37 protein-coding genes are annotated in these 25,985 nt (G+C 62.6%); 3 read left to right on the top strand and 34 right to left on the bottom strand.

Features of this window, described 5'->3' with window-relative positions; genetic code table 11:
• Positions 1 to 168: 168 nt before the first annotated feature.
• The 3 genes from ccsB to AC3G88_RS24905 all read right to left on the bottom strand — a co-directional run bounded on the left by ccsB (position 169) and on the right by AC3G88_RS24905 (position 4,606).
• Positions 169 to 1,392 (bottom strand): c-type cytochrome biogenesis protein CcsB, encoded by a 1,224-nt coding sequence (ccsB, locus tag AC3G88_RS24915; RefSeq protein ID WP_488894094.1) that lies wholly within the window; start codon positions 1,390 to 1,392, stop codon positions 169 to 171.
• Between the two features lie 106 nt (positions 1,393 to 1,498).
• A complete protein-coding gene (locus AC3G88_RS24910) occupies positions 1,499 to 3,751 on the bottom strand; it encodes a cytochrome c biogenesis protein ResB (RefSeq protein WP_488773996.1) in 2,253 nt (750 codons plus the stop codon).
• Between the two features lie 195 nt (positions 3,752 to 3,946).
• Positions 3,947 to 4,606, bottom strand: coding sequence for a c-type cytochrome (locus AC3G88_RS24905; protein ID WP_153949088.1), 660 nt, complete (start codon positions 4,604 to 4,606; stop codon positions 3,947 to 3,949).
• Positions 4,607 to 4,934: 328 nt separating this feature from the next.
• On the opposite strand from AC3G88_RS24905, the gene yihA reads away from it, so the two are divergent.
• The 3 genes from yihA (at position 4,935) to AC3G88_RS24890 (ending at position 8,201) form a co-directional block, all read left to right on the top strand.
• Positions 4,935 to 5,618: a ribosome biogenesis GTP-binding protein YihA/YsxC gene (yihA, locus tag AC3G88_RS24900; RefSeq protein WP_400394735.1), complete on the top strand. Its 684-nt coding sequence runs from the start codon at positions 4,935 to 4,937 to the stop codon at positions 5,616 to 5,618.
• A 286-nt stretch (positions 5,619 to 5,904) separates the two neighbouring features.
• The gene (hemB, locus tag AC3G88_RS24895) at positions 5,905 to 6,903 is read left to right on the top strand and encodes a porphobilinogen synthase (RefSeq protein ID WP_153949086.1); all 999 of its coding nucleotides are present in this window, start codon (positions 5,905 to 5,907) and stop codon (positions 6,901 to 6,903) included.
• Between the two features lie 17 nt (positions 6,904 to 6,920).
• Positions 6,921 to 8,201: a magnesium transporter CorA family protein gene (locus AC3G88_RS24890; RefSeq protein WP_488894093.1), complete on the top strand. Its 1,281-nt coding sequence runs from the start codon at positions 6,921 to 6,923 to the stop codon at positions 8,199 to 8,201.
• Between the two features lie 33 nt (positions 8,202 to 8,234).
• Here the strand turns inward: AC3G88_RS24890 and dsbD are convergent, their stop codons facing one another.
• The 31 genes from dsbD to rpsJ form a co-directional block, all read right to left on the bottom strand.
• Positions 8,235 to 10,118 (bottom strand): protein-disulfide reductase DsbD, encoded by a 1,884-nt coding sequence (dsbD, locus tag AC3G88_RS24885; protein WP_488773994.1) that lies wholly within the window; start codon positions 10,116 to 10,118, stop codon positions 8,235 to 8,237.
• A gap of 140 nt (positions 10,119 to 10,258) precedes the next feature.
• A complete protein-coding gene (gene cutA, locus AC3G88_RS24880) occupies positions 10,259 to 10,639 on the bottom strand; it encodes a divalent-cation tolerance protein CutA (protein ID WP_488773993.1) in 381 nt (126 codons plus the stop codon).
• A gap of 100 nt (positions 10,640 to 10,739) precedes the next feature.
• A complete protein-coding gene (rplQ, locus tag AC3G88_RS24875) occupies positions 10,740 to 11,135 on the bottom strand; it encodes a 50S ribosomal protein L17 (protein WP_008642987.1) in 396 nt (131 codons plus the stop codon).
• Positions 11,136 to 11,292: 157 nt separating this feature from the next.
• Positions 11,293 to 12,273: a DNA-directed RNA polymerase subunit alpha gene (locus tag AC3G88_RS24870; RefSeq protein ID WP_066731234.1), complete on the bottom strand. Its 981-nt coding sequence runs from the start codon at positions 12,271 to 12,273 to the stop codon at positions 11,293 to 11,295.
• Positions 12,274 to 12,448: 175 nt separating this feature from the next.
• Positions 12,449 to 13,072, bottom strand: coding sequence for a 30S ribosomal protein S4 (gene rpsD / locus AC3G88_RS24865; protein WP_215528726.1), 624 nt, complete (start codon positions 13,070 to 13,072; stop codon positions 12,449 to 12,451).
• A 282-nt stretch (positions 13,073 to 13,354) separates the two neighbouring features.
• Positions 13,355 to 13,756, bottom strand: a complete 402-nt coding sequence (gene rpsK / locus AC3G88_RS24860; RefSeq protein ID WP_066731240.1) for a 30S ribosomal protein S11 — start codon at positions 13,754 to 13,756, stop codon at positions 13,355 to 13,357.
• Positions 13,757 to 13,780: 24 nt separating this feature from the next.
• Positions 13,781 to 14,146, bottom strand: coding sequence for a 30S ribosomal protein S13 (gene rpsM, locus AC3G88_RS24855; protein ID WP_011299299.1), 366 nt, complete (start codon positions 14,144 to 14,146; stop codon positions 13,781 to 13,783).
• 19 nt (positions 14,147 to 14,165) lie between these two features.
• The gene (gene rpmJ / locus AC3G88_RS24850) at positions 14,166 to 14,282 is read right to left on the bottom strand and encodes a 50S ribosomal protein L36 (protein WP_008642959.1); all 117 of its coding nucleotides are present in this window, start codon (positions 14,280 to 14,282) and stop codon (positions 14,166 to 14,168) included.
• Positions 14,283 to 14,313: 31 nt separating this feature from the next.
• The gene (gene infA, locus AC3G88_RS24845) at positions 14,314 to 14,532 is read right to left on the bottom strand and encodes a translation initiation factor IF-1 (protein WP_019451035.1); all 219 of its coding nucleotides are present in this window, start codon (positions 14,530 to 14,532) and stop codon (positions 14,314 to 14,316) included.
• 30 nt (positions 14,533 to 14,562) lie between these two features.
• Positions 14,563 to 15,906: a preprotein translocase subunit SecY gene (gene secY / locus AC3G88_RS24840; protein ID WP_092602192.1), complete on the bottom strand. Its 1,344-nt coding sequence runs from the start codon at positions 15,904 to 15,906 to the stop codon at positions 14,563 to 14,565.
• A 49-nt stretch (positions 15,907 to 15,955) separates the two neighbouring features.
• Complete coding sequence (gene rplO / locus AC3G88_RS24835) at positions 15,956 to 16,390, bottom strand: 50S ribosomal protein L15 (protein WP_008642954.1); 435 nt, start codon at positions 16,388 to 16,390, stop codon at positions 15,956 to 15,958.
• 19 nt (positions 16,391 to 16,409) lie between these two features.
• Positions 16,410 to 16,592: a 50S ribosomal protein L30 gene (rpmD, locus tag AC3G88_RS24830; protein ID WP_008642953.1), complete on the bottom strand. Its 183-nt coding sequence runs from the start codon at positions 16,590 to 16,592 to the stop codon at positions 16,410 to 16,412.
• A 10-nt stretch (positions 16,593 to 16,602) separates the two neighbouring features.
• Positions 16,603 to 17,121 carry a 30S ribosomal protein S5 gene (gene rpsE / locus AC3G88_RS24825; RefSeq protein ID WP_066731242.1) on the bottom strand — a complete coding sequence of 173 codons (519 nt, stop codon included), beginning with the start codon at positions 17,119 to 17,121 and terminating at the stop codon, positions 16,603 to 16,605.
• A 21-nt stretch (positions 17,122 to 17,142) separates the two neighbouring features.
• Entirely contained in the window at positions 17,143 to 17,499 is a 357-nt protein-coding gene (rplR, locus tag AC3G88_RS24820) for a 50S ribosomal protein L18 (protein WP_066731243.1), read from the bottom strand.
• An 11-nt stretch (positions 17,500 to 17,510) separates the two neighbouring features.
• Entirely contained in the window at positions 17,511 to 18,044 is a 534-nt protein-coding gene (rplF, locus tag AC3G88_RS24815) for a 50S ribosomal protein L6 (RefSeq protein WP_066731245.1), read from the bottom strand.
• A gap of 9 nt (positions 18,045 to 18,053) precedes the next feature.
• On the bottom strand, positions 18,054 to 18,449 hold the full coding sequence (gene rpsH / locus AC3G88_RS24810) for a 30S ribosomal protein S8 (protein ID WP_019451029.1): 396 nt from the start codon (positions 18,447 to 18,449) through the stop codon (positions 18,054 to 18,056).
• 27 nt (positions 18,450 to 18,476) lie between these two features.
• Entirely contained in the window at positions 18,477 to 18,782 is a 306-nt protein-coding gene (gene rpsN, locus AC3G88_RS24805) for a 30S ribosomal protein S14 (RefSeq protein WP_008642942.1), read from the bottom strand.
• A 9-nt stretch (positions 18,783 to 18,791) separates the two neighbouring features.
• Entirely contained in the window at positions 18,792 to 19,334 is a 543-nt protein-coding gene (gene rplE, locus AC3G88_RS24800; RefSeq protein WP_008642941.1) for a 50S ribosomal protein L5, read from the bottom strand.
• Between the two features lie 25 nt (positions 19,335 to 19,359).
• Positions 19,360 to 19,668 (bottom strand): 50S ribosomal protein L24, encoded by a 309-nt coding sequence (gene rplX, locus AC3G88_RS24795; protein WP_066731247.1) that lies wholly within the window; start codon positions 19,666 to 19,668, stop codon positions 19,360 to 19,362.
• Positions 19,669 to 19,677: 9 nt separating this feature from the next.
• Positions 19,678 to 20,046, bottom strand: coding sequence for a 50S ribosomal protein L14 (gene rplN / locus AC3G88_RS24790; RefSeq protein WP_006576237.1), 369 nt, complete (start codon positions 20,044 to 20,046; stop codon positions 19,678 to 19,680).
• Between the two features lie 272 nt (positions 20,047 to 20,318).
• Complete coding sequence (rpsQ, locus tag AC3G88_RS24785) at positions 20,319 to 20,597, bottom strand: 30S ribosomal protein S17 (protein ID WP_066731249.1); 279 nt, start codon at positions 20,595 to 20,597, stop codon at positions 20,319 to 20,321.
• Positions 20,594 to 20,788, bottom strand: a complete 195-nt coding sequence (gene rpmC, locus AC3G88_RS24780) for a 50S ribosomal protein L29 (RefSeq protein WP_039007569.1) — start codon at positions 20,786 to 20,788, stop codon at positions 20,594 to 20,596. The genes rpsQ and rpmC overlap by 4 nt, the downstream gene beginning before the upstream one ends.
• 10 nt (positions 20,789 to 20,798) lie before the next feature.
• Complete coding sequence (gene rplP, locus AC3G88_RS24775) at positions 20,799 to 21,215, bottom strand: 50S ribosomal protein L16 (protein WP_006576240.1); 417 nt, start codon at positions 21,213 to 21,215, stop codon at positions 20,799 to 20,801.
• 2 nt (positions 21,216 to 21,217) lie between these two features.
• Complete coding sequence (gene rpsC / locus AC3G88_RS24770) at positions 21,218 to 22,015, bottom strand: 30S ribosomal protein S3 (protein ID WP_092602196.1); 798 nt, start codon at positions 22,013 to 22,015, stop codon at positions 21,218 to 21,220.
• A gap of 9 nt (positions 22,016 to 22,024) precedes the next feature.
• Positions 22,025 to 22,354, bottom strand: coding sequence for a 50S ribosomal protein L22 (gene rplV / locus AC3G88_RS24765; RefSeq protein ID WP_092602198.1), 330 nt, complete (start codon positions 22,352 to 22,354; stop codon positions 22,025 to 22,027).
• Between the two features lie 9 nt (positions 22,355 to 22,363).
• Positions 22,364 to 22,639: a 30S ribosomal protein S19 gene (rpsS, locus tag AC3G88_RS24760; RefSeq protein ID WP_092602200.1), complete on the bottom strand. Its 276-nt coding sequence runs from the start codon at positions 22,637 to 22,639 to the stop codon at positions 22,364 to 22,366.
• A 22-nt stretch (positions 22,640 to 22,661) separates the two neighbouring features.
• Entirely contained in the window at positions 22,662 to 23,492 is an 831-nt protein-coding gene (gene rplB, locus AC3G88_RS24755; protein WP_092602202.1) for a 50S ribosomal protein L2, read from the bottom strand.
• A gap of 2 nt (positions 23,493 to 23,494) precedes the next feature.
• On the bottom strand, positions 23,495 to 23,809 hold the full coding sequence (rplW, locus tag AC3G88_RS24750) for a 50S ribosomal protein L23 (RefSeq protein ID WP_061956557.1): 315 nt from the start codon (positions 23,807 to 23,809) through the stop codon (positions 23,495 to 23,497).
• Positions 23,806 to 24,426, bottom strand: coding sequence for a 50S ribosomal protein L4 (rplD, locus tag AC3G88_RS24745; protein WP_092602204.1), 621 nt, complete (start codon positions 24,424 to 24,426; stop codon positions 23,806 to 23,808). Before rplD ends, rplW begins: the two co-directional genes overlap by 4 nt.
• Positions 24,427 to 24,438: 12 nt before the next feature.
• Entirely contained in the window at positions 24,439 to 25,083 is a 645-nt protein-coding gene (rplC, locus tag AC3G88_RS24740; RefSeq protein WP_066731279.1) for a 50S ribosomal protein L3, read from the bottom strand.
• 455 nt (positions 25,084 to 25,538) lie between these two features.
• The gene (rpsJ, locus tag AC3G88_RS24735) at positions 25,539 to 25,847 is read right to left on the bottom strand and encodes a 30S ribosomal protein S10 (RefSeq protein ID WP_006160488.1); all 309 of its coding nucleotides are present in this window, start codon (positions 25,845 to 25,847) and stop codon (positions 25,539 to 25,541) included.
• Positions 25,848 to 25,985: the final 138 nt, after the last annotated feature.

The following is a 25,985-nucleotide window of genomic DNA, read 5'->3' as shown; positions in this document are numbered from 1 at the left end:
GACCGTCGGCACCGTGTCCCTTCAGTAAACACCGGATGTGACGTCCTTATTCCCTTTGGACCGAAAAAAAGTGGCGCCTTCTCGCTTCACGTGCAGTTTAAGCCTCATTGAAAAACAAAAAGCCTGTCGCAAGGACAGGCTTTTGGAATCCCGGAGACGGCTGGCGAATCAGAGTTCGCCGTAGCTATGCAGGCCGGACAGGAACATGTTCACCCCCAGGAACGCAAAGGTGGTGACCAGGAGGCCGACCAGCGCCCACCAGGCTGCCACCGTACCGCGCAGCCCCTTCATCAGCCGCATGTGCAGCCATGCCGCGTAGTTCAGCCAGACGATCAGCGCCCAGGTTTCCTTCGGGTCCCAGCTCCAGTAGCCGCCCCATGCCTCGGCCGCCCACAGCGCGCCAAGGATCGTGGCGATCGTGAAGAAGGCAAAACCCACGGCGATGGCCTTGTACATCACATCATCGAGCAGCTCCAGCGACGGCAGCCGCTCCGCCAGGATGCCCCGCTGCTTGAGCAGGTACGCCACGGACACCATCGCCGCCAGCGCGAACGTGCCATAGCCGATGAAGTTGGCCGGGACGTGGATCTTCATCCACCAGCTTTGCAGTGCCGGCACCAGCGGCTGGATCTCCTGCGCGTTGCGGGTGACCGTGTACCAGAGCAGGAAGCCCACCGCCGCGGACACCACCAGCATCACGAACGGCCCCAACGCCCGCGTGGCGTAGCGGCGCTCGTAGTACAGGTAGAACAGCGACGTGATCAGCGTGAAGAGAACAAAGACCTCGTAGAGGTTCGAGATAGGAATATGGCCAATATCGGCGCCGATCAGGTACGACTCGTACCAGCGCACCATCAGGCCCGTAAAGCCCAGCACCACGGCCGCCCAGCACAGCTTGCTGCCAAGGCTCGACCCGGTGTCCGACCGCGAGGCAAAGCCGACCCAGTAGAACATCGTCGACAGGAAGACCAGGGCGCTCATCCACAGGATGGCCGACTGGCTCGACAGGAAGTACTTGAGGAAGAACGCCTGCTCGGCGCGCGCCAGGTTGCCCTGGTACATCTGGATGGCAAGCAGCGACAGCACCGCGATGCCGACCATCAGCGGCCGCACTGCCTTCCAGTGCCAGCCAAGCAGCGCGAACGTGGGGACGGCGGCAATCAGCACGGCCTTGTCGTACACGTTCATCCAGTGGCCATAGCGCGTCAGCGCAAAGCCGGCGCCCAACACCAGCAGCACGGCAAACGCCCAGTCAACCCAGGTCAGGCGGCGCAGAAAGGACGGTTCGAGGAAATCGGCTTCGAGCTGCACCGGGTCGTGCGACACATTGCCGGCTGCGGCATTTTGTCGCGGCCTCAGGCCCGAGGAGGCGTGGTTGAGATTGGAGGACATGGCATTCCTGCTCTGCGGTGCGATGCACCTGTAATGTCTGCGGTATCAACGTGGCGCGGCAGGCCGGGATTCTTCTACTTCCGGCCGCCGGAAAGCCCTCTTTCTACTATAGCGACGGCCTCTGCCTATCATCGGGCCCTGATGCATCGGATTGCGGTGCCGGCGGCGGCATCGGCGAGGCGCCATCCGCTGGCACCGGCGTCACTTCCGCGCCCACGGCACGGCCGACATCGTCGCGCAATGTGACGAATTCCTTCTCGAAATCCATCGTGCGGCGCTGCGTCGACATGGCCATCAGCACATGGCTGCCAGCGGAGTTTCCGGCGTCGTCAGATGGCTTGTCCTTGATCCAGATCCAGACGCGGCGTTCGCGGATATAGAACATCGCGAACACGCCCAGCACCAGCAGCAGGCAGCCAAGATACACGATGTTCTTGCCCGGCGCACGGGTCATCTGGAACACGCTGGCCTTGACCTCCTGGAAGTCGTCGAGCTGCAGAAATACGGGTGCCGCGTAGAAGAAACTGTCCGACAGCGCGTTGATGGCCTGCTGCAGGAACTGGCCGCTCTGGGCGTCGTTGGGGATCACGGGCAGCTTGTCCTGCTCGCGTGCCAGTTGCCACAGTTCCCACATCGATCCATTGAGAATCTTCAGCAGGACGTCGGCCGCCTTCTGCTGCTCGCTCTGCGGCACCGACTTTTCGAGGAAGGCCGCGATCGCGGTGAAGCCTCCGGGGGGCGCATCGGCCGACGCGCGCGTGGCGCCGGCAAACAGGTCCATGGCCCGCTGGGCGCTTTCGGCCAGTTGCTTGCGCAGCGTTGCCTTGTCGTCGCCGGGCATCGACACCGCCGCAAAGCGACGCGCCGCCTCGCCGCGCATGGCACTGCTTTGCAGCGCGGCGCGCAGGCGCATCCAGTCGGCCACGCTGCGCTGGTCGTCGGCGGGAATACGCAGGTAGCGGAACTGTTCGCTCGGCGAATCGCGCATGCCGGCCAGGAACACGGTCTGGCCGTCGAGTTGCACCGGCAGCATGTAGTTGTTGAACTCGCGCGCCTGGCCGGTGCGGTCGCGCAGCTTGTACTGGACCGACGGGCCGACATTGCGCAGGTTCTTGTCCTTGTCCAGGCTGGCCGCCGCACCCAGATGCTGCTCCAGCGCACCCAGCGACGACTTGCGCGCCACCCCGCGCACATCGGCCTTGCCCGACGCATCGGTCACGGTCTCGACGTTGATTTGCCGGAAATCGCTGAATTCGACGGTCAGGCTGTCCTGGTCGGCAGCCGTGCCGGTGCCGGTCAGCGCCACATTGCCACCCACCGTGCCCGCGATCGGGAAAGTGCCATGGCTGGTGCCCGTCATCGGATAGCCGACGAACTTCAGTTTCGAGCCGCCGTCCTCGAAGCTGGACTGGTAGATGGCCACGCCATCGACGATCAGCGGTTCGTTCACCTTGATCGTCGCCTCGGTGCGCTTGCCCGTGGCACGATCGGTCACGACCACATCCGACGCGAACAGCTTGGGCATGCCGGTGGAGTAGTAGTCGACCGTGAACTTCTTGAGCATGATCGTGAACGGCAGGTCCTGCACCAGCGCGCCATCGGCGATGTTCAGGATGGCCGTGGAGACGGTGGCTCCCTCCGGCACGAACGCATTGCCGCGGAATCCCGGGTTGGCGGGCGACAGCCGGTGCCTGGCAGGAATCTCGCTGATGATGGCGTTGCCGGCGATCGGCGTCTTGCCACCGAACCACATCTGGGCGCGGATCAGCATGTCGCCGTCCAGCAGGCCACCCACGCAGATCACGACGATGGCCGTGTGCGCCAGGATGTAGCCCAGCTTGTTGGCAGCGCCCGCCTTGGCGGCCAGCAGCGTCGCGCCGTCATGTTCCACCGGCTTGACGCGGTATCCGCGGTTGCGCAGCAGCGCACCCAGGCGGCCTGCCGCTTCCGCACGGCCGCGCGGCGCCTCATATTCGCCGCGATGATGGAACGCCCGCAGGCTGCGCTCGCGCACATGATCCTTCCACGACCGCATGTCGACGATCATCTTCGGGGCGTTGCGCGCAATACACAACGACGTGGAGATCACCAGGAATGCCAGGATCAGCAGGAACCACCACGAGCTGTACACCTTCTGCAGCGACAGCGCGTGGAACAGGTCCGCCCAGAACGGCCCGAACTGGTTCACGTAGTTCGGGTACGGTTCGTTCTGCTTGAGCACGGTGCCGATGATGCTGGCGATCGCAATCACCGTCAGCAGCGTGATCGCGAAGCGCATCGAGGACAGCAGCTCGACGGCATCGCGCAGCACGCGGTGTTGGGTCTTCAGGTGCAGCCCTGAAGTGGATGGGGTCGACATGTGCGGTAAAGCCTGAAAGCCGTGTGGCGCCAATAGGGTTGGCGCCAGGGTTGCGCGCCGATGTGACGCGATGTGGTGCCGCTCAAAATGAAAAAGGGTGGACATGCTTGGCAAGCAGGCCACCCTCTTCGATTGTTGCCCACGCGTCCGGTTCATCCCCCGAGGGATGCGCCGGACATGCAGGCCTGATACGACTTAACGGACGCCGGCGACGTAATCCGCCACCGCCTTGATCTCGGCATCCGACATCCTGGCGGTAATCGTGCTCATGACCGAATTGTTCTTTCGGGTGCCCTGGCGGAACGCCACCAGTTGCGCTTCGGTGTACTCGGAATACTGGCCTCCAATGCGCGGATACTGGGCCGGAATGCCGGCGCCGGTCGGCCCGTGGCAGCCTGCACAGGCCGGCACGCCCTTGGCGGCGATCCCCCCGCGGTAGATCTTCTGGCCTTCCTCGATCGTCGCCTTGTTCTTGGCCGTGGCAGGCTTGAGCTGCTGCTTGGCCAGGTAGGCGCCGATGTCCTTCATGTCCTGGTCGCTCAGCGCCTGGGCGTACAGCGACATGATGGGGTTGTCACGCGACTTGGCCTTGAAATCGGCGAGCTGCTTGTGAACGTAATCGCCCTGCTGGCCAGCCAGCTTGGGATTGACGGCAGCCGTGCTGTTGCCGGCGGTGCCGTGGCAGGAGAAGCATGCCGGGACATTGCGATCGGGAACACCTTGCGTGTAAAGCGTCTCGCCCTTGGCGGGATCCGCCTTGGCGGCGGCCTGCTCTGCGGCAGATACCAGCCCTGTCATTGCGCCCAGCGGAACTGCCAGCGCCATGACTCCCAAAAGTTTCGCAATGCGGTTCATCCTTACACCTTGTCAGATTTTGTTATGAACACCGTAATGCATGCCGGTCGCCTTTGTCCCCTGCCGGCGGTGAGGAAGCGCCATGGGGCAGGAGCTGGAAACGCGTATGCGCGACGTCCTATTCTTGATCGGGGACAATATTCCCGACCCAATTTCAGAGTTCGCCGATGACATCCGGCAAGGATGCCACACGTCACCCGCTCAGGAGACCGTAAACCGGGTTATTGTACAATAAATCGCTTTCCGGATTGACTTAGGTCAGTGTCTGTGGCGACGTCTGCACTGGCCCCTTGCCAGCGCCCTGTCCGCCGGCTCCAAGTAATCACGCATGTCCCTTCTACAGCAGGCCCGTTTCTTCAATACCGTCAACCATCTGCGCGACCTGCCGGCCACGGCAGTGCCCGAGGTGGCGTTCGCCGGGCGTTCCAACGCCGGCAAGTCGACGGCGATCAACACGCTGTGCAGCCAGAAACGGCTGGCATTCTCGTCCCGCACGCCGGGCCGCACGCAGCATATCAACTTCTTCACCGTGGCCCCGGTCAAGGCGCCGGACCCGCTCGGATTCCTGGTGGACCTGCCGGGCTATGGCTACGCCGAGGTCTCCGGCAGCGCCAAGTACCACTGGCAGGGCCTGCTGTCGGACTACGTCCAGAGCCGCACCCAGCTGGCCGGCCTGATCCTCATGATGGACGCGCGCCGCCCGTTTACGGACCTCGATTGCCAGATGGTCGAGTGGTTCCTGCCCACCGGCAAGCCGATCCACGTGCTGCTGACCAAGGCCGACAAGTTGACCAATAGCGAAAATGCCACGGCATTGCGCGAAACAAAGCGGATGCTGGCCGACTATGCGGCCCAGATGGACAATCCGCCGGCCATGACCGCGCAGCTGTTCTCAAGCCTGAAGCGGCGCGGCATCGAGGAAGCCCAGCGCGTGGTGGCGGGATGGCTGGCGCTGCCCGAAGCGCAGCCGCCCGAGGCACCCGAGGCGCCGGCTGGCGCCCCGCAGGCGTAGGTACGCCCGACTTCCACGCATCCGCATCCGGACCGGCCAAAAAAAAGCCCCGTTGCAAGCAACGGGGACGAACTTTCCCACCGGTTCAGGGCGGGTACCCGCTCAGGGAGGAGTAGCGGGGGACACCGCGCTGCGCGAAGCAACACAGAGTGTCCGCGAGTATGATAGCGGGCAAGCACAAAAGTTCTTTCTTCTTTTGGCGCAAGCGTTTCTTCATTGCCCGCAGCCCGCTGCGGTGACGTGTGCCACGCATCCGTCCACGACTTTCTCCTCCCCCGATTCCGCCATGTCCACGTTTCCCGAGTACCGTCCCCGCCGCATGCGTCGCGATGACTTCTCGCGCCGCATGATGCGCGAGAACCGCCTGTCGCCCGATAACCTGATTTATCCGGTGTTCATTCTGGACGGCCAGAACAGGCGCGAATCCGTGGCGTCGATGCCCGGTGTGGAGCGCGTGTCGGTGGACCTGCTGCTGCCGGTGGCCGAAGACTGCGTGAAGCTGGGCATCCCGGTGATCGCCCTGTTCCCGGTCATCGATCCGTCGCTCAAGACGCCCGATGGCATCGAGGCCACGCGCGCGGAAGGCCTGGTGCCCCGCGCCGTGCGCGCGCTGAAGGACCGCTTCCCCGAACTCGGGGTACTGACCGACGTGGCGCTCGACCCGTACACCAGCCACGGCCAGGACGGCGTGCTGGACGACAACGGCTATGTGATCAACGACATCACCGTCGACATCCTGGTCAGGCAGGCGCTGGTGCAGGCCGAAGCAGGCGTCGATATCGTCGCGCCGTCCGACATGATGGACGGCCGCATCGGCGCCGTGCGCGCCGCGCTGGAAGAGGCCAACCACATCCACACGCGCATCATGGCCTACTCGGCCAAGTACGCGTCGGCCTTCTACGGCCCGTTCCGCGATGCAGTCGGCTCGGCCGCCAATCTGGGCAAGGGCAACAAGATGACCTACCAGATGGACCCGTCCAACACCGACGAGGCGCTGCGCGAAGTCGGCCAGGACATCATGGAAGGCGCCGACATGGTGATGGTGAAGCCGGGCATGCCGTACCTGGACATCGTGCGCCGCGTGAAGGACGAGTTTCGCTACCCGACCTACGTCTACCAGGTCAGTGGCGAATACGCGATGCTGAAGGCCGCCGCCCAGAACGGCTGGCTGGACCACGACAAGGTCATGATGGAATCGCTGCTGGCATTCCGCCGCGCCGGCGCCGACGGCATCCTCACGTACTTCGCCCGCGATGCCGCGCGCCTGCTGAAGGCCGCCGGCTGACCGGCCGACGCTGCCGCATGCAACTACTGGGCTTCTCGGCCAGCCAGGTACACCCGCTCGCGACGCTCGACGCCGCACGGGACTTTCTTTCCGGCAACGCCGCCGCGCGCTTTGTCTGGGCCGACTTTGCCACCGAGGAGGTGTCGCCCGCGCCCGGCGCGTGGCGCGACCGCCTGGTGGCCCTGACCGGCGCGCCCATCCTCGACCTGCATCTGGCCGATGCCACCAACCCTGCGCATCCGTCGTTCTTCGACACGACCAATGCGTATGACATGGTGATCTTCCGCAAGCTGACCTTCGAGACCAGCCGCCAGTTTGCCGAGGCCGATGCCGCGCAGGCCGGCGGCGACACGGCCGCGCCGGGTACGATGGCCGCCACCCCGGTGGCCCCGGCTAGCGGCACCGCCACGCCGCCGCAGACCGGCCCGGAAGCGGCACCGATGCCCGCCCGGCGCAAGGCCTCGCGCAAGTACGCGCCGGGCTTCCTGCCCGCGCTGGCGCGCATCGACACGCAGCCGGTGGCCTTTTTCGTATTCGACAATGTGCTGATCACGGTGCGGCCATCGCCGTCTCGCACCATCGACCAGGTCCGGCAGCGGCTGCTGGATACCTGCGGCGCGCCGCAATCCGCGCCGGCACGCGCCAACGGCGCGGCGTCGCTGATGCATGGCGTTCGCCCGCCCACGCGCCCGGAAGACCTGATGCTGCGGCTACTGAACGCCATGGTGGACCGCTACCTCGACCTGCGAACGCCGCTGACGCGTCAGCTGGACCGCTGGCAGCGCGCCCTGCTGAGCGCCCGGCAGAGCTTCTCGAGCTGGGAAGGGCTGCTCGACGCACGTAACCAGCTGCGCCGGCTTGAAAACCTGAGCGAGGAACAGCGCGACGCGTTGCAGGAATTCCGCGACAGCCTGCTGGACAACCGCTACAGCGCTGGCGACGGCGATCCCGGCGCGGCCAGCCGCGATGAGGTGCTGCTCGTGCGGCTGACCGACCTGATGGAGCACATCATGCGGGTTCTCGCGCACGCGCGGCGGTTGGAGGATTCGATCGAATCGGCCGTGCAGATCCACTTCTCGGCCGTGGCGCACCGCACCAACCGCACCATGCGGGCGCTGACGATCATCACGGCCCTGTTTATGCCGCTCACGCTGATTACGGGCGTGTTCGGCATGAACTTCGCCCGCATGCCGTGGCTGCAGGAGCCGAACGGGTTCTGGTGGTCGATCGGCTTGATGGGCGGGGTGGTGGCCGCCATCGGTGGCATCTGGGCGCTGGGACGCTGGCTGGACCGATAGTCTCCGCCCGATCCGGCGCCCCGGGGTGCGGACTCAGGTCTGCGGCGCCTTGCCGAACGCGCGCTCCAGGCTGTCCAGGAAGCGGTTCGCCGACTGATAGCCGATCACGCGGACCGGGCGCTCGCGGCCGTCCGATCCGAACAGGATGATGCCCGGCGGGCCAAACAGGCCGAAGCGCTTGAGCAGCGCCTTGTCGTCGGCGTTATTGGCCGTCACGTCGGCCTGCAGCAGCACCACGTTGGCCAGACGCGCCCTGACCTTGGCGTCGGGGAACGTCAGCTTTTCCATCTCCTTGCAGGAGACGCACCAGTCAGCATAGAAATCCAGCAGCACCGGGCGGCCCACTGCCGCGGCCTGTGCCACGCGCGCGTCCAGTTCGGCAACGCTTCGCACGCGTTCGAAACGCACGGCTGCGTCCTTGCCGGCGGTCCCTGTCGCCGACGGCCCCGGGAAGCTGCCGAGATGGGACAGCGGCTGGAGCGGATCGCGTCCACCGGAAGCCACCCCGACGATCTGGATGGCGCCCGCCAGCGCGGCAACCAGGCCCAGGCCCTTGCCCAGGCGCAGCAACCCGCGCGGGTCAGGGCCGAGCGAGTCGAACGCGCCAAGATACACGGCCGCGACGATCAGCAGGGCCGCCCACGCGATCATCACCACCCACGCCGGCAGCACCGGGGTCACCATCCAGATCGCCACGCCAAGCAGCAGGAAGCCGAAGAATCGCTTGGTTGCCTCCATCCATTTGCCCGCGCGCGGCAGCAGGTTGCCTGCGCCGACGCCCACCAGCAACAACGGCACGCCCATGCCCAGCGCCATGGCCAGCAGCGCCGCGCCGCCGGTCAGGGCATCGCCGGTCTGGGCGATATAGGCCAGCGCGCCAGCCAGGGGGGCGGTCACGCACGGCCCGACGATCAGCGCCGAAATCGCGCCCATCGCCACGGCGCCAGCCACCTGGCCACCCTGCCTGCGGTTGGAAGACTGGGTCAGCCGGGTCTGCCAGTGCTGCGGCAGCTGCAGTTCGTAGAGACCGAACATCGACAGCGCCAGCCCGATCATCAGCAACGCGAACAGGCCCAGCACCCAGGGCGTCTGCAGCGCGGCGGACAGGCCTTCGCCGGCCAGTCCCGCAGCCACGCCCACGGCGGTATAGACCACGGCCATGCCCAGTACATAGGCCAGCGACACGACGAAAGCGCGGCCCCGGGTCACGTGCTCGCCGACCACGATGGACGACAAGATGGGCACCATCGGCAACACGCAAGGGGTGAAGGTCAGCAGCAGCCCGAGTCCGAAGAACAGCGCGCCGATCAGCGGCAGATTGCGGCTGGCCAGCGCGCCGGCAATACGGTCGTTCTCGTCGATTTGCGGACCACGAACGGCGGGTGTCTTGGGCGGCTCGCTGGCCGGACTGTCCGCCTGGGCCTCGGCGGGCGTCGACCGTGCGGGCGCGCCGCGATCGCCAAAAAGATTGCCCAACGCCGACCCGCCTACCTTGTAGACGCTTTCCATCGGCGGGTAGCACAGGCCCTTGTCCGCGCAGCCCTGCGAGGTCACCACCAGCGTCCAGCGGCCATCGGCCGGCGCCTGTTCGACAGGCACCTTGACGACGACGGCGCCGCGGTAGGTTTCCATGTCCTTGCCGAAGGTCTCGTCGAAATGCACCTTGCCCTGCGGCATGGCCGGGGTACCAAGCTTCACGCCGGCCGGCTGTGCGGCAAAGGCAAATCGCTCGCGGTACAGGTAGTAGCCGTCGGCCACCTCGAACCGGACTTCAATGGTCTGGGGATCGACCTGCCTGGCGGCAAACCTGAACGCCTGTTCTGGCGGCAGGAAGTCGTCTTCCGACGCCGCGCGGGCGCTGCCCCAGGTCACCAGACACACGAGGAAGATCAGGGCGATTGCGACGATATGTCGCAATCCCGAACGCACCGACGGACGTCCGCCCCGCGCCGCACCGGGCCGTTGTCCGATGGCTGGCGTGGCACCCTCAAGCCACGTTCCGTTCCCGCTGATCCCCGTCGTTCCCATGAGTTGTTCCGATACTTGTTGTTCTGGCTTCAAGGCTGGCTTGCGGCACCGCTGGCTTCCGCCCGGACCCAGGCCAGATAGGCGGGCAGCCCCGCCACCAGCGGCCACGCAATCAGTTCCGGCACGTCGTAGGGGTGCTCGGCTCGGATCACGGCTTCCAGCGCCGCGTACTGGCGCTGCGTGGTCTTGATCAGCAGCGGCCATTCCTGCGCCTGCTCGAGCTTGCCTTGCCACCAGTACTCGGACTGGCACGGTGCCAGCCGGTTCACGCAGGCCGCAACCCGGGCTTCCAGGACGGCCCGCGCCACCCGCGCCGCGGACGCCTCGTCGGGCAGGTTGGTCATCGCCATCCAGACCGATTCTGCCGGGTCCGGGCGCGTCGCGCTATGGGAGGAGTCTGAACTTGTCATGCGTGGATCGGGGCACAAAACAAAAGAGCCAGGCAAAAGCCTGGCTCGATTGTAGTGCCGTGTCCGATAACCCGTCAGCGGGGACGGGTTCGGTCATCACTTATTCCGCAGCTTCTTCAGCCGGGGCTTCGGTGATTTCCGGACGGTCCACCAGCTCGACCAGCGCCATCGGCGCGTTGTCGCCCTGACGGAAGCCGAACTTCAGGATACGGGTGTAGCCGCCCGGACGGGTGGCGTAACGCGGGCCCAGTTCGGTGAACAGCTTGGTGACCATGTCGCGGTCGCGCAGACGGGCGAAAGCCAGACGGCGGTTGGCAACGGTGTCCTTCTTGGCCAGCGTGATGAGCGGCTCGACAACCTTGCGCAGTTCCTTGGCCTTGGGCAGGGTGGTCTTGATCAGCTCGTGCTGGAACAGCGAGTTGGACATGTTGCGCAGCATCGCGAGACGGTGCGACGAGGTGCGGTTCAGTTTCCGCAGACCATGACGGTGACGCATGATGATTCCTTTTGATTACAGTGTTTGACCAGCTCTTCTATCGCCTTGGCCGCTGGAAGCGGGCTCGGGCGCGGGCCGGTAGTGCTACGGTGCCACGGGCGGAATTGCCTGTGGCGCGTTGACAGTGGAGCCGCCTTTCGGCAGCTCCACCCGCCAATTACTTCTCCAGACCTGCGGGCGGCCAGTTCTCGAGCTTCATGCCGAGCGTCAGGCCACGCGAAGCCAGGACTTCCTTGATCTCGTTGAGCGACTTGCGACCCAGGTTCGGGGTCTTGAGCAGTTCGTTCTCGGTACGCTGGATCAGGTCGCCGATGTAGTAGATGTTTTCGGCCTTCAGGCAGTTGGCCGAACGCACCGTCAGCTCGAGGTCGTCCACCGGGCGCAGCAGGATCGGATCGATCTGCGGAGCGCGGCTCGAAGCTGCCTCGGCGGCCGATTCGGTGCCTTCCAGCGCGGCAAACACCGACAGCTGGTCTACCAGGATACGGGCCGACTGGCGAATCGCTTCCTCCGGCGAGATCACGCCGTCGGTTTCGATGTTCATCACCAGCTTGTCCAGATCGGTACGCTGTTCCACACGCGCCGATTCCACGGCGTACGAAACGCGGCGGACCGGCGAGAACGAGGCGTCCAGCACGATGCGGCCGATCACCTTGCCCGATTCGTCGCCGAACTTGCGCACGTTGCCCGGCACATAACCACGGCCTTGCTCGACCTTGATCTGCATGTCCAGCTTGCCGCCTGCGGACAGGTGGGCAATGACGTGACCCGGGTTGATGATCTCGACATCGTGCGGCAGCTCGATATCGGCTGCCGTGACCACGCCTTCGCCATCCTTGCGCAGCGACACCGTGACTTCGTCGCGGTTGTGCAGCTTGAAGACCACGCCCTTCAGGTTGAGGAGCAGGTTGACGACGTCTTCCTGAACGCCATCGATGGTGGAATACTCGTGGACGACCCCAGCGATCGTGACTTCAGTCGGCGCATAGCCGACCATCGACGACAGCAGGACGCGACGCAGCGCGTTACCAAGCGTATGCCCGTAACCGCGTTCAAACGGCTCCATCACGACTTTGGCGTGGTGGTCGCCCAGCGGTTCGACGGCGATGATTTTTGGCTTGAGGAGTGCTGTTTGCATTAGGTTGTCCTTTTCAATACCCTCGGCTCGTTACACCGATAAGGCTGACGTTTGGAACCTGAAAAAACCCATCGTATGATGGGCAATAAGCCCGGCGCGCCGCGTGGCGCGCCGGGCTGAAAGCGAAGCCTTGTGGATAAGGCAAGCGATGAACCGTTCGAATCTCGGTCCGCGATTAACGCGAATACAGTTCGACGATCAGGCTTTCGTTGATGTCGCCCGAAATATCGGCGCGATCCGGAGCCTGCTTGAACGTGCCTTCGAACTTCTTCGAATCCACGGCCACCCAGGTCGGGAAGCCCGACTGTTCGGCCAGCGACAGGGCCTCGGCGATACGGACCTGCTTCTTCGACTGTTCGCGGATCGACACGATGTCACCAGCCTTGACCTGGGCCGACGGCACGTTCAGCGGCTGACCGTTCACCAGGATCGCCTTGTGCGAAACCAGCTGGCGCGCTTCGGCGCGGGTCGAGCCGAAGCCCATGCGGTACACGACGTTGTCCAGGCGCGATTCCAGCAGTTGCAGCAGCTTCTCGCCGGTGTTGCCCTTGCGGCGGTCGGCTTCAGCGAAGTAGCGGCGGAACTGACGCTCCAGCACGCCATAGATGCGCTTGACCTTCTGCTTTTCGCGCAGCTGGTTGCCGTAGTCGGACGTACGGGCACCCGAGGTGCGGCCGTGCTGACCCGGCTTGCTGTCCAGCTTGCACTTGTCGGCCAGCGAGCGACGGGCGCTCTTCAGGAACAGATCGGTGCCTTCGCGGCGGGAAAGTTTGGCCTTCGGGCCGGTATAACGTGCCACTTTATCTTCCTTTGATCGATCACGGCGCCATCAGGACGCGCCGCGAGTCCGTCACCTGTCGTGACGGACGGTGGGCTTATGGTTCTTCATCCGCAATGACCACGGCCACGCGGAGGCAACGCAAAAGCATGATGAATATCGTCCTCGCCGAGGCGGAAGCCTCAAGACGCGGACGCAAAACGAAAGCCCGCCGCAAAAACTTGCAGCAGGCCAACGCGGGATACTACCACACTCCGGAGATACGGGGTAAGACCCTGATCGTATCCCCGGCAAGCCTGGCGCTTAGATACGGCGGCGCTTCGGCGGACGGCAGCCGTTGTGCGGCACCGGCGTCACGTCTTCGATCACCGAAATCTTGATGCCCAGCGCGTTCAGCGCACGGACAGCCGATTCGCGACCCGGGCCCGGGCCCTTGATGCGCACTTCCAGGTTCTTGATACCCTGGTCTTGCGCAACGCGGCCGGCGTTTTCGGCGGCAACCTGGGCTGCGAACGGGGTCGACTTGCGCGAACCCTTGAAGCCCTGGCCACCAGCGGTCGCCCACGACAGGGCGTTGCCCTGACGGTCGGTGATCGTGATGATGGTGTTGTTGAACGAAGCGTGGACGTGCGCAATGCCGTCGGCAACGTTCTTCTTGACCTTCTTACGCGCGCGCTGGGCGGCGTTATTCGGACCTTTTGCCATTCGTCTATTCCTCTGCCTTCGGCTTTACTTCTTCAGTGCCACGCCGGCCTTGCGCGGACCCTTACGGGTACGGGCGTTGGTGCGGGTACGCTGGCCGCGGAGCGGCAGACCTTTGCGGTGACGCATGCCACGATAGCAACCAAGGTCCATCAGACGCTTGATGTTCATCGTGGTTTCACGACGCAGGTCACCCTCGACCGTGACCTTGCCCACTTCGTCACGAAGCTTTTCCAGGTCGGCGTCGGTCAGATCCTTGACCTTCTTGTCAAACGGTACACCGGTGGCCTCGCAAATCTTGCGGGCGCGCGAGCGGCCGACACCATAAATAGCCGTCAGGCCGATTTCGGTGTGCTTGTGGTTCGGGATGTTAACCCCTGCGATACGTGCCATTCGTCAATCCTCTTTCCGATTAGCCTTGGCGTTGCTTGTGGCGGGGATCCGACGAGCAGATCACGCGCACGACACCGTTGCGCTTGATGATTTTGCAGTTGCGGCAAATGCGCTTAACAGAAGCCAGCACTTTCATGATTTTCCTCTTCCTTCAATTCCAGTTCGCTTCACTTCGTCCGGAAGACGATACGTGCGCGAGACAGATCATATGGAGTCAGCTCAACCGTCACCTTGTCACCCGGAAGAATCCGGATGTAGTTCATTCGCATCTTGCCGGAGATGTGGCCGAGTACTACGTGGCCGTTCTCCAGTTTGATGCGGAACGTCGCGTTGGGGAGATTTTCCAGGACCTCCCCGTGCATCTGGATGACGTCGTCTTTTGCCATACCTGGTGCCCGCCCCGACCCCAGCTTTCCTTAGCGCAAGGTCAGGTTACCCTTGAAATTCGCCTTCTTCAGCAGCGACTCGTACTGCTGCGACATGACATAGGACTGTACCTGTGCCATGAAGTCCATCGTGACGACCACGATGATCAGCAGCGAGGTTCCGCCGAAATAGAACGGAACGTTCCAGCGCAGCACCAGGAATTCCGGCAACAGGCAGACCAGTGTGATGTAAATCGCACCAGCCAGCGTCAGGCGCACCAGGATCTTGTCGATATAGCGCGTCGTTTGCTCGCCCGGACGGATGCCCGGAATGAAGGCTCCACTTTTCTTCAGGTTGTCTGCCACTTCCCGGCTGTTATAGACCAGAGCCGTATAGAAGAAGCAGAAAAATACAATCGCAGTCGCATACAGCAGGATGTAGACCGGCTGGCCCGGCGACAGCGTGGCAGCCAGGTCCTTGATGAACCGGCCAACCGCACCCGTCGAGTCAGACGTGAACCAGCCTGCAATCGTCGCCGGGAACAGGATGATCGACGATGCAAAGATCGGCGGAATCACCCCTGCCATGTTCAGCTTCAGCGGCAGGTGCGACGACTGACCGCCGTACACCTTGTTGCCGACCTGACGCTTGGCATAGTTCACCAGGATCTTGCGCTGGCCACGCTCGATAAACACCACGGCGTAGGTCACACCAGCCACGATCGCCACGATCAGGATCGCCGCGATGATGCTCATGGAACCCGTACGGACCAGTTCGAACAGTCCGCCGATCGCATTGGGCAGGCCCGCCGCGATACCACCGAAGATGATGATCGAAATACCGTTGCCCAGACCGCGCTCGGTAATCTGCTCACCCAGCCACATCAGGAACATCGTGCCGGTCACCAGCGTGATTACCGCCGTGGCCCGGAACATCAGACCCGGATCGATAACCAGCCCTGGCTGCGACTCCAGCGCCACCGCAATCGACAACGCCTGGAACGTGGCCAGAACCACGGTGCCGTAGCGTGTGTACTGCGTAATCTTACGTTGCCCTGCCTGCCCTTCCTTCTTCAACGACTCCAGCTGCGGCAGCACGATCGTCAGCAATTGCATGATGATCGACGCCGAGATGTACGGCATGATGCCGAGCGCGAAGACGGTAAAGCGCGACAGCGCACCGCCCGAGAACAGGTTGAACATCCCGAGGATGCCACCCGACTGACTCTGGAAAAGCTTCGCAAGCTGATCCGGATCGATTCCCGGCACCGGAATATGTGCACCGATGCGGTAGACGATCAGGGCCAGCACCAGGAACATCAGCCGGCGCTTGAGATCGCCGTACTTCGCCGTATTCCTGGCCTGCGCGCTTGCATTGGGTTTCGCCGTGGCCAAACGATGCTCCGACTGTGACTTCGCCTATGCTGCGAATGCTACTGCGTAATTACGCTTCGATCTGGCCGCCAGCGGCTTCGATCGCAGCCTTGGCGCCAGCGGTGGCACCCAGACCCTTGATCGTCACCTTGCGGGACAGTTCACCGGCCTTGATGACCTTCGCGCTCTTGACCAGCTCGCCCACCAGGCCAGCTTGCTTCAGGACCAGCAGGTCCACTTCGGCAGCTTCCAGGCGTTCGATGTCGCGCAGGGTCACTTCAGCGGTGAAGGCCTTGGTCAGCGAGGTAAAACCACGCTTCGGCAGGCGACGATACAGCGGCATTTGACCGCCTTCGAAGCCAACCTTGTGGAAGCCGCCCGAACGCGACTTCTGACCCTTGTGACCACGACCAGCCGTCTTGCCCAGGCCGGAGCCGATACCGCGGCCGACGCGACGCTTGGCGTGCTTCGAACCGTCGGCCGGTTTCAGGTTGTTCAGTTGCATGTTGCTCTCCGAGTCCCGATCAGGCCAGAACCTTGACCAGGTACGAGACCTTGTTGATCATGCCGCGCACGGCGGGCGTGTCCTGCAGCTCCGAAACGGAGTTCAGGCGACGCAGGCCCAGGCCACGTACGGTGGCGCGATGATCCTCGCGCGTACCGATCAGGCTACGCACGAGTTGCACTTTTACGGTTTTCTGCGACATTTCGTTCACCTTAGCCGAGGATGTCTTCGACCGACTTGCCACGCTTGGCGGCGATCTCGCCCGGCGTGCTCATCTTGGTCAGACCATCGATGGTGGCGCGAACCATGTTGTACGGGTTCGTCGAACCGTGCGACTTGGTCACAACGTTCGTCACACCCATCACTTCGAAGATCGCGCGCATCGGACCACCGGCGATCACGCCGGTACCTTCCTTGGCGGGCATCATCAGCACCTTGGCGGCGCCGTGACGGCCAACAACTTCGTGCTGCAGCGTGCCGTTCTTCAGCGAGACCTTGACCATCTTGCGACGGGCTTCGTCCATTGCCTTCTGCACGGCCACCGGAACTTCCTTGGCCTTGCCCTTGCCCATGCCGATGCGGCCATCGCCGTCACCCACCACGGTCAGCGCAGCGAAACCGAGGATACGGCCACCCTTCACCACCTTGGTGACACGGTTGACCGAGATCATCTTTTCGCGGAGGCCGTCGTCGCGTTCGTCCTGTTGGACTTTTGCTTGCATCTTTGCCATGACGTATCTCTCTTTGAGCGCTTAGAACTTGAGGCCGGCTTCACGCGCGGCGTCAGCCAGGGCCTTCACGCGGCCGTGGAAGCGGAAGCCACCACGATCGAACGCGACGGTTTCCACGCCAGCTGCCTTTGCCTTCTCGGCAACGCGCTTGCCCACCAGGGTGGCGGCGGCAACGGTAGCACCGCTGCCAGTCAGTTCCTTGCGCACTTCTGCCTCGGCGGTCGAAGCCGAAGCCAGCACTTGCGTGCCGCACGGCGAGTACACCTGAGCGTAAATATGCGTATTCGTACGGAACACGGTCAGACGATTGATCTTCAATTCCGCGATTTTCGCGCGGGTCTGACGTGCACGGCGCAAACGAGCGTCTTTCTTGTTCATCTCTGGACCCCTTACTTCTTCTTGGTTTCCTTCAGGATGACGCGCTCGTCAGCGTAGCGAACGCCCTTGCCTTTGTAGGGCTCGGGCGGACGGTACGCGCGGACTTCCGCGGCAACCTGACCGACTTTCTGCTTGTCAGCACCCTTGATCACGATTTCGGTCTGCGTCGGCGTTTCGGCCTTCACGCCTTCCGGCATTTCGTGAATCACATCGTGCGAGAAACCAAGCTGGAGCTTCAGCGCGGCGCCTTGCAGTTGAGCGCGGTAACCCACGCCAACCAGCTGCAGCTTGCGCTCGAAACCGGTGGTCACGCCCTTGACCATGTTTGCCGCCAGGGCGCGCATGGTGCCTTGCAGGGCGTTTGCTTCACGCGATTCGTCAGCCGGTTCGAAAGTCAGCGTGCCATCGGCAACGTTGGCCTTCACCAGGCTGTGAATCGGCTGGGTCAGCGTACCGAGCGGGCCCTTAACGGAGAGCACGCCAGCCGCCACATTTACTTCCGCGCCTTTCGGCAGCGCGATGGGAGCCTTACCTACACGGGACATGTTTGCTCCTTACGCGACGTAGCAGAGAACTTCGCCGCCCACGCCAGTGGCACGTGCCTTGCGGTCGGTCATCAGACCCTGCGGGGTCGAGATGATCGCCACACCCAGGCCGTTCATCACTTGGGGGATGTCGCTGCGGCCCTTGTACACGCGCAGACCGGGCTTCGAAACGCGCTCGATGCGCTCGATTACCGGACGGCCGGCGTAGTACTTCAGACCAATGGTCAGTTGCGCCTTGCCGCCATCTTCCTGAACCGAGTAGTCATCGACGTAGCCTTCGTCCTTCAGGACTTTGGCGATCGCAACCTTCAGTTTGGACGAGGGCATGACCACCGACGCCTTCTGCACGCCCTGGGCGTTGCGAATGCGCGTCAGCATATCGGCGATAGGATCGCTCATGCTCATACTGTTTCTCCTGTAGCCTGTGCGTAATTACCAGCTGGCTTTCGTCAGACCCGGGATTTCGCCCTTGAAGGCGATTTCGCGGATCTTGTTACGCGCCAGGCCAAACTTGCGGAAGGTACCGCGGGGACGACCGGTGATCGCGCAGCGGTTGCGCTGGCGAGTCGGGTTAGCGTTGCGCGGGAGCTTCTGCAGCTCGAGACGCGCCAGATAACGCTCTTCTTCCGACTTTTCTTGGTCGTCAATAATGGCCTTGAGGTTTGCGCGCTTGTCGGCGTACTTCGCCACGAGCTTTGCGCGCTTCTTCTCACGTTCAATCAGAGCCAGTTTAGCCACGGTTACCCCTTAATTACGGAACGGGAACTTGAACGCGTTCAGGAGAGCCTTGGCTTCCTCGTCGTTCTTAGCCGTCGTCGTGATGCTGATGTTCAGACCACGCAGTGCGTCGATCTTGTCGTACTCGATTTCGGGGAAAATGATCTGCTCTTTCACACCGATGTTGTAGTTGCCACGACCGTCGAACGATTTGCCCGACACACCACGGAAGTCACGCACGCGCGGCAGGGCCACGGTCACGAAACGGTCCAGGAATTCGAACATACGCTCACCGCGCAGGGTCACCATCGCGCCGATGGGGTAGCCCTGACGGATCTTGAAGCCGGCGATGGCCTTCTTGGCCTTCGTCACAACGGGCTTCTGACCGGCGATCTTGGTCAAGTCACCGACTGCCAGCTCAATGACCTTCTTGTCATTGATCGCTTCGCCCAGGCCCATGTTCAGGGTGATCTTGGTGAAACGCGGCACTTCCATGACCGACTTGTAGCCGAACTGCTTCATCAGCGCCGGCACAACCTGTTCTTTGTAAAACTCTTGCAGACGTGCTGTCATGCTCAACTCCTATCTGTGCCCAGAATCAAGCGGCCAGGACGGCACCGGTCGTCTTCAGCACGCGCACGCGCTTGCCGTCTTCGACCTTGATACCGACACGCGACGGCTTGCCATTGGCATCCACGAGCGCAACGTTGGAAATATGCAGCGGCATCAGCTTGTCGACCACGCCACCGGTGGTACCCAGCATCGGGTTCGGGCGAGCGTGCTTCTTGGCAACGTTCACGCCTTCAACCACGACCTTGTCGCCTTGCACTGCCTGGACGGCACCGCGCTTGCCCTTGTCCTTGCCGGTCAGCACGATGACTTCGTCGCCTTTGCGAATCTTGTTCATGGCGGCTCCTTACAGCACTTCCGGAGCGAGCGACACGATCTTCATGAATCGCTCGGTACGGAGTTCACGAGTCACCGGCCCGAAGATACGGGTGCCGATCGGCTCGAGCTTGTTGTTCAGCAGTACGGCGGCATTGCCGTCGAACTTGACGAGCGAACCGTCAGCGCGGCGCACGCCTTTGGCGGTACGCACGACGACTGCGTTATAGATGTCGCCCTTCTTCACGCGACCGCGCGGCGCTGCGTCCTTCACGGTCACCTTGATGATGTCGCCCACGCTCGCGTAGCGGCGCTTGGACCCACCCAGTACCTTGATGCACAGCACTTCGCGCGCACCGGTGTTATCGGCCACTTCGAGCCGGCTTTCTGTCTGAATCATGGTGTTATCTTCCCAACTTAATCCGTCAGGTCTTCGGATATGAAGCCCGTCGGTCAGTCTTGGTCCCGTCGGAGCCAGGCATTGCGCCAGCACCGCTTGGGTTGATCAACTTGGAAGTCGGTAGTGCCCGCACCCTGAATTACCGGATGCCAGCCCTTGCTCGCTCAACAGGCCCGCCCGGGTGGTACTGCTAAGGCGAACGCAATAAAGCGGAAGTCCAGGATTATAGCAACATAATCCTGGACTTGCAAGTCAGCAAAGTACTGTTGTACTTAGATGACGCGCGCAGCTTCTACCAGCCGGGAAACCACCCAGGACTTGGTCCGCGACAGCGGACGCGTTTCCTGGATTTCGACCTTGTCGCCTTCCTTGTACTGGTTGGCTTCGTCGTGTGCGTGGTACTTCTTCGAACGCAGCACGTACTTGCCGTACAGAGGATGCTTGACGCGGTTTTCGATCAGGACCGTGACGGTCTTGTCCATCTTGTCGCTCACGACACGGCCCACGAGGGTCCGGTGAAGCTTTGCTTCAGTCTTCGCAGCTTCGGTCATTTCGCGTTCGCCTTCTCGTTCAGCACGGTTTGCACGCGCGCGATGTCCTTGCGCACCTTCTTCAGCTGGCTGGTGTTCTGCAGCTGTTGGGTGGCCTTTTGCATGCGCAGGCTAAATTGGGCCTTCAGCAGCTCGGAGAGCTCCTGGTTCAGGCCTGCGGCGTCCTTGCCGCGCAGTTCGGATGCTTTCATCCCAATCTCCTTACGTACCGACCTGACGCACCACGAAATTCGTGGCGATCGGCAGCTTGGCGGCGGCGAGGCGGAACGCCTCGCGTGCCAGCTCTTCGCTCACGCCATCCATTTCGTACAGCATCTTGCCCGGCTGAATTTCAGCCACGTAGTATTCCGGGTTGCCCTTACCGTTACCCATACGGACTTCGGCAGGCTTCTTCGAAATCGGCTTGTCCGGGAAAATCCGGATCCAGATGCGGCCGCCACGCTTGATGTGACGGGTCATCGCACGACGTGCCGACTCGATCTGACGAGCGGTCAGACGGCCACGGCCCATTGCCTTCAGGCCGAATTCGCCGAAAGACACGGCGTTACCACGGGTAGCCTTACCCGTGTTGCGGCCCTTCTGCTCCTTGCGATACTTCCTACGCTTCGGTTGCAGCATTCTTATTCTCCACTCTTCGCGTCTGCGCCAGGCGCAGCGCGACGACCAGCACCGGCACCACCGCGGCGGTTGCCCGACGGACGGCCTTCGCCTTCACGGCGGCGGCCTTCCGGGCGACCCGGACGACGACGACGGTCTTCTTGCGGCTCTTCCACCACAGGCGCGTCATTGCGGCCCAGGTGATCGCCCTTGTAGACCCACACCTTGACACCGATGATGCCGTAGGTGGTTTCGGCTTCCGAGAAGCCGTAGTCGATGTCGGCGCGCAGGGTGTGCAGGGGCACACGGCCTTCGCGGTACCACTCGGTACGTGCGATTTCAATACCGTTCAGACGGCCCGAGCTCATGATCTTGATGCCCTGGGCACCCAGACGCATCGCGTTCTGCATCGCGCGCTTCATGGCGCGACGGAACATGATGCGGCGCTCGAGCTGCTGCGTGATCGAATCGGCGATCAGCTGCGCATCGGTTTCCGGCTTGCGGATTTCCTCGATGTTCACGTGCACGGGCACGCCCATGCGACGTTGCAGCTCGGCCTTCAGCAGTTCGATGTCCTCACCCTTCTTGCCGATCACCACGCCCGGACGCGAGCTGTAAATGGTGATACGTGCATTACGGGCCGGACGCTCGATCACAACACGGCCAACCGATGCGTTCTTGAGCTTCTTCTTCAGGAAGTCGCGAACTTCGATGTCTTCTTTCAGCATGCCGGCGAACTTCGTGTTGTTGGCGTACCAACGCGAAGCCCAGTTACGGCTGACGGCCAGACGGAAGCCAGTCGGATGAATCTTCTGTCCCATCGTGACTCCTTAGTTGCCGAGCGTCACAGTGATGTGACAGGTTTGTTTCTCGATGCGGTTGCCGCGGCCCTTCGCCCGTGCGGTGAAGCGCTTGAGCGAGGTTGCCTTGTCGACGAAGATCGATTTGACCTTCAGTTCGTCGATGTCGGCGCCTTCGTTGTGCTCGGCGTTGGCGATGGCCGATTCGACCACCTTCTTCACGATCCCGGCAGCCTTTTTCGGGCTGAACGTCAGGATGTTGAGCGCGCGCTCGATCGGCAGACCGCGGATCTGGTCAGCGACCAGACGCGTCTTTTGGGCGGAGATACGGGCACCGCGATGAATCGCTTTCACTTCCATGATGGCACCTTACCTCTTCGCTTTCTTGTCAGCCGCGTGGCCCTTGAACGTGCGAGTGATCGCAAATTCGCCGAGCTTGTGGCCGACCATGTTTTCCGTCACGTACACCGGCACGTGTTGACGGCCGTTATGCACGGCGATCGTCAGGCCGATGAAATCAGGCATGATCGTCGAACGGCGCGACCATGTCTTGATGGGCTTCTTGTCCTTGCCGGCTACGGCCGTTTCCACCTTCTTCAGCAGGTGGTCGTCGCAGAACGGACCCTTTTTTGCGGAACGAGTCATATCTTTAGCTCCTACCTACCGATTAGCGCTTGTGGCGGCGCTGGACGATCATGCTGTCCGTGCGCTTGTTGCTGCGGGTACGGTAACCCTTGGCCGGGGTACCCCACGGCGAAACCGGGTCGCGACCAGCAGCAGTCTTGCCTTCACCACCACCATGCGGGTGGTCCACCGGGTTCATCACCACGCCGCGAACGGTCGGGCGAATACCGCGCCAGCGCGTGGCACCGGCCTTGCCGATCACACGCAGGCTGTGCTCTTCGTTGCCCACTTCACCGATGGTGGCGCGGCATTCGATATGCACGCGACGCACTTCACCGGAGCGCAGGCGAACCTGAGCGTACAGGCCTTCACGGGCCAGCAGCACGGCGGAACCACCAGCGGCACGGGCAACTTGCGCGCCCTTGCCAGGCAGGATTTCCACGTTGTTGATCGTGGTACCAACCGGGATGTTGCGGATCGGCAGGTTGTTACCGGCCTTGATCGGGGCTTCCGAGCCATTCATCAGGGCCTGGCCAGCTACCATGCCCTTGGTGGCGATGATGTAGCGGCGCTCGCCGTCGGCGAACAGCACCAGCGCGATGTTCGCGCTGCGGTTCGGATCGTATTCCAGGCGCTCGACCTTGGCGGCGATGCCGTCCTTGTCGCTGCGCTTGAAGTCGACCACGCGGTAGTGGTGCTTATGACCACCGCCCTTGTGGCGGGTGGTGATATGACCGTTGTTGTTACGACCCGACTTCTGGAATTGCTTTTCCAGCAGCGGAGCGTGCGGGGCGCCCTTGTGAAGGTCCTTGTTGACCACCTTCACCATCGAGCGACGACCCGGGGAAGTCGGCTTGGTCTTGACGAGTGCCATGATTACTTGGCCTCCGCTTCAAAATTGATTTCCTGACCCGGCTTCAGCGCCACGTATGCCTTCTTGACGTGGTTGCGACGGCCCATGAAGCGGCCAAAGCGCTTTTGCTTGCCCTTCTGGTTCAGGATCTGAACGGACTGCACCTCGACCTTGAACAGGAGTTCGACGGCGGCCTTCACTTCTGCCTTGTTGGCATCGCGAGCCACTTCGAACACAACCTGTTCGTTCTTGTCGGCTACCAGGGTTGCCTTTTCGGAAACCACCGGCGCGAGCAGCACCTGCATCAAACGATGATCGTTCTTGGCGACTTGCGTCATTTCAGCAACTCCTCGATCTGCGCGACAGCTGCCTTCGTCACGAGCACCTTCTTGTAGTGCACCAGCGACAGCGGATCAGCGTGACGCGGCTCCACGACTGCCACGTTCGGCAGGTTGCGCGAAGCCAGGTAGAGGTTTTCGTCGAGGCTGTCGGTAATGATCAGCACCGAGTCCAGGCCCATGGCCTTGAACTTGTCGGCCAGCAGCTTGGTCTTGGGTGCGTCGACAGCGAAACCGTCCACTACGTTGATACGACCTTCACGTGCGAGCTGCGAGTAAATCGAGCGCATACCGGCACGGAACATCTTCTTGTTGACCTTCTGGCTGAAGTTCTCTTCCGGCGAATTCGGGAAGATACGGCCACCGCCACGCCACAGCGGCGAGGACGACATACCGGCACGAGCACGGCCCGTACCCTTCTGGCGCCACGGCTTCTTGGTCGTGTGCTTGACCTCTTCGCGGTCCTTCTGCTTGCGGTTACCGCTACGGGCGTTGGCCTGATAGGCAACGACGATCTGGTGAACCAGAGCTTCGTTGTAGTCACGGCCGAACACTTCGGCCGAGGCTGCAACGCCTGCGCCGACTTGACCGTTGTCCTGGAGGAGCTTGAGTTCCATTACATGCGCTCCTTAAGCTTTGGCCTTGACGGCCGGGGTCACGATGACCTTGCCGCCCTTGGAACCGGGGATGGCGCCCTTGACCAGCAGCAGCTTGCGCTCTGCGTCGATCTTGGCGATCTCGAGGTTTTGCACCGTGCGGGTGACGTCACCGAGGTGACCCGTCATGCGCTTGCCCGGGAACACGCGACCCGGATCCTGCGCCATACCGATGGAACCCGGCACGTTGTGCGAACGCGAGTTACCGTGGGTGGCACGACCCGAAGCGAAGTGGTAGCGCTTGATGGTACCGGCGTAGCCCTTACCGATGGTCACGCCCTGCACGTCGATCTTCTGACCGACCTGGAACAGGTCGACCGACAGCGAACCGCCAGCTTGCAGTTCGGCAGCCTTGGCTGCATCGATGCGGAATTCTTTGATGATTTCGCCAGCTTCCACGCCGGCTTTGGCGAGATGACCCGCCAGCGGCTTGGTGACGCGGCTTGCGCGCCGGCTGCCGAAGGTGACTTGAACCGCGGTATAACCGTCGGTCTCGTCCGTCTTGATTTGCGTCACGCGGTTGTCGCCGACCTCGACCACGGTAACGGGAATCGAATCACCGTCGTCCGTGAAAATACGGGTCATGCCAACCTTGCGACCTACAAGGCCAAGGCTCATGGTTTGCTCCATTCCCAGCTGCGATTGGCCGGGGCTGATTGATACACGAAACTGTGCGATTTGCGGGTTGCGCGAAAAGGATTGCGCTGACCAAAACGGTCCCCACTACCCGGAGAAACGGGTAGCCTTACAATATAACCCAGCGGTTTGGAAAGGGCAAGATGATTTGCCGATTTCCGCCCCTGACCGTGTGCCTGGCGACGGAATTTGGCGAAATTGCGGCGCGAAGCCGACTTGGCGCGGCGCGATGTCCGCCGAAGCAGGCAGTTTTGGCGGCAACGCGGACGAAATGCCGCAATTGGACCCAGGGGATGGCCTTCGGAGGCCAAAAAACCAATCGCCGGACACGGGCGGATCGGCATTGACCCATTGTTGGCGCCCGTAAAAAGAAAAACGGCGAACCGAAGTTCGCCGTTTCTTGCTGCATCAGGCCGCCGGAGCGGTCCGAAACATACTTACACCTTGATCTCGACGTCCACGCCGGCCGGCAGGTCGAGCTTCATCAGCGCGTCGACGGTCTTGTCCGTCGGATCGACGATGTCCATCAGGCGCTGGTGAGTGCGGATCTCGAACTGATCGCGGCTGGTCTTGTTGACGTGCGGCGAACGCAGGATGTCGAAGCGCTGGATGCGGGTCGGCAGGGGCACCGGGCCCTTGACGATCGCGCCGGTACGCTTGGCGGTATCCACGATTTCGGCGGCCGACTGGTCGATCAGGCGGTAGTCGAAAGCCTTCAGGCGGATACGGATCTTCTGGTTCTGCATGATTGTTCCTTAAAAGAGCGATGGGCAGTGAGCCCGGATTATAGGGGACATGCCCGCAGGCATGTCCCAGGAAGGTTGCTTAGTCGAGGATCTTTGCCACAACGCCGGCGCCGACGGTACGGCCACCTTCGCGGATTG

The sequence above is a fragment of the Cupriavidus sp. 86D6 genome (assembly GCF_057815095.1).
Note: the sequence above shows the minus strand (reverse complement) of the source record. Positions and strands in the feature narration are given on the sequence as shown.

Excerpts from the sequence above, each read along its gene's own strand:
- AC3G88_RS24890 (WP_488894093.1), top strand. The coding sequence starts at position 6,921 with ATGCAACTACTGGGCTTCTCGGCCAGCCAGGTACACCCGCTCGCGACG.
- rpsC (WP_092602196.1), bottom strand. The coding sequence starts at position 22,015 with ATGGGACAGAAGATTCATCCGACTGGCTTCCGTCTGGCCGTCAGCCGT.
- rpmC (WP_039007569.1), bottom strand. The coding sequence starts at position 20,788 with ATGAAAGCATCCGAACTGCGCGGCAAGGACGCCGCAGGCCTGAACCAG.
- AC3G88_RS24905 (WP_153949088.1), bottom strand. The coding sequence starts at position 4,606 with ATGAACCGCATTGCGAAACTTTTGGGAGTCATGGCGCTGGCAGTTCCG.
- rplF (WP_066731245.1), bottom strand. The coding sequence starts at position 18,044 with ATGTCCCGTGTAGGTAAGGCTCCCATCGCGCTGCCGAAAGGCGCGGAA.
- rpsS (WP_092602200.1), bottom strand. The coding sequence starts at position 22,639 with ATGACTCGTTCCGCAAAAAAGGGTCCGTTCTGCGACGACCACCTGCTG.
- rplW (WP_061956557.1), bottom strand. The coding sequence starts at position 23,809 with ATGACGCAAGTCGCCAAGAACGATCATCGTTTGATGCAGGTGCTGCTC.
- rplC (WP_066731279.1), bottom strand. The coding sequence starts at position 25,083 with ATGAGCCTTGGCCTTGTAGGTCGCAAGGTTGGCATGACCCGTATTTTC.
- rpsM (WP_011299299.1), bottom strand. The coding sequence starts at position 14,146 with ATGGCACGTATCGCAGGGGTTAACATCCCGAACCACAAGCACACCGAA.
- rpsK (WP_066731240.1), bottom strand. The coding sequence starts at position 13,756 with ATGGCAAAAGGTCCGAATAACGCCGCCCAGCGCGCGCGTAAGAAGGTC.
- AC3G88_RS24870 (WP_066731234.1), bottom strand. The coding sequence starts at position 12,273 with ATGCAAACAGCACTCCTCAAGCCAAAAATCATCGCCGTCGAACCGCTG.
- rplP (WP_006576240.1), bottom strand. The coding sequence starts at position 21,215 with ATGCTGCAACCGAAGCGTAGGAAGTATCGCAAGGAGCAGAAGGGCCGC.
- rpsJ (WP_006160488.1), bottom strand. The coding sequence starts at position 25,847 with ATGCAGAACCAGAAGATCCGTATCCGCCTGAAGGCTTTCGACTACCGC.
- rpsE (WP_066731242.1), bottom strand. The coding sequence starts at position 17,121 with ATGGCAAAGATGCAAGCAAAAGTCCAACAGGACGAACGCGACGACGGC.
- rplV (WP_092602198.1), bottom strand. The coding sequence starts at position 22,354 with ATGGAAGTGAAAGCGATTCATCGCGGTGCCCGTATCTCCGCCCAAAAG.
- rplB (WP_092602202.1), bottom strand. The coding sequence starts at position 23,492 with ATGGCACTCGTCAAGACCAAGCCGACTTCCCCGGGTCGTCGCTCGATG.
- rplR (WP_066731243.1), bottom strand. The coding sequence starts at position 17,499 with ATGAACAAGAAAGACGCTCGTTTGCGCCGTGCACGTCAGACCCGCGCG.
- infA (WP_019451035.1), bottom strand. The coding sequence starts at position 14,532 with ATGGCAAAAGACGACGTCATCCAGATGCACGGGGAGGTCCTGGAAAAT.
- rplN (WP_006576237.1), bottom strand. The coding sequence starts at position 20,046 with ATGATTCAGACAGAAAGCCGGCTCGAAGTGGCCGATAACACCGGTGCG.
- rplX (WP_066731247.1), bottom strand. The coding sequence starts at position 19,668 with ATGAACAAGATTCGCAAAGGCGACGAAGTCATCGTGCTGACCGGCAAG.
- rpsH (WP_019451029.1), bottom strand. The coding sequence starts at position 18,449 with ATGAGCATGAGCGATCCTATCGCCGATATGCTGACGCGCATTCGCAAC.
- ccsB (WP_488894094.1), bottom strand. The coding sequence starts at position 1,392 with ATGTCCTCCAATCTCAACCACGCCTCCTCGGGCCTGAGGCCGCGACAA.
- rpsQ (WP_066731249.1), bottom strand. The coding sequence starts at position 20,597 with ATGACCGAAGCTGCGAAGACTGAAGCAAAGCTTCACCGGACCCTCGTG.
- rplQ (WP_008642987.1), bottom strand. The coding sequence starts at position 11,135 with ATGCGTCACCGTCATGGTCTGCGGAAACTGAACCGCACCTCGTCGCAC.
- cutA (WP_488773993.1), bottom strand. The coding sequence starts at position 10,639 with ATGACAAGTTCAGACTCCTCCCATAGCGCGACGCGCCCGGACCCGGCA.
- rplE (WP_008642941.1), bottom strand. The coding sequence starts at position 19,334 with ATGACAGCACGTCTGCAAGAGTTTTACAAAGAACAGGTTGTGCCGGCG.
- rplD (WP_092602204.1), bottom strand. The coding sequence starts at position 24,426 with ATGGAACTCAAGCTCCTCCAGGACAACGGTCAAGTCGGCGCAGGCGTT.
- rplO (WP_008642954.1), bottom strand. The coding sequence starts at position 16,390 with ATGCAACTGAACAACCTGAAACCGGCCGACGGTTCGAAGCACGCCAAG.
- yihA (WP_400394735.1), top strand. The coding sequence starts at position 4,935 with ATGTCCCTTCTACAGCAGGCCCGTTTCTTCAATACCGTCAACCATCTG.
- rpmD (WP_008642953.1), bottom strand. The coding sequence starts at position 16,592 with ATGTCGCAGAAAACCGTAAAAGTGCAACTCGTGCGTAGCCTGATCGGT.
- hemB (WP_153949086.1), top strand. The coding sequence starts at position 5,905 with ATGTCCACGTTTCCCGAGTACCGTCCCCGCCGCATGCGTCGCGATGAC.
- AC3G88_RS24910 (WP_488773996.1), bottom strand. The coding sequence starts at position 3,751 with ATGTCGACCCCATCCACTTCAGGGCTGCACCTGAAGACCCAACACCGC.
- rpmJ (WP_008642959.1), bottom strand. The coding sequence starts at position 14,282 with ATGAAAGTGCTGGCTTCTGTTAAGCGCATTTGCCGCAACTGCAAAATC.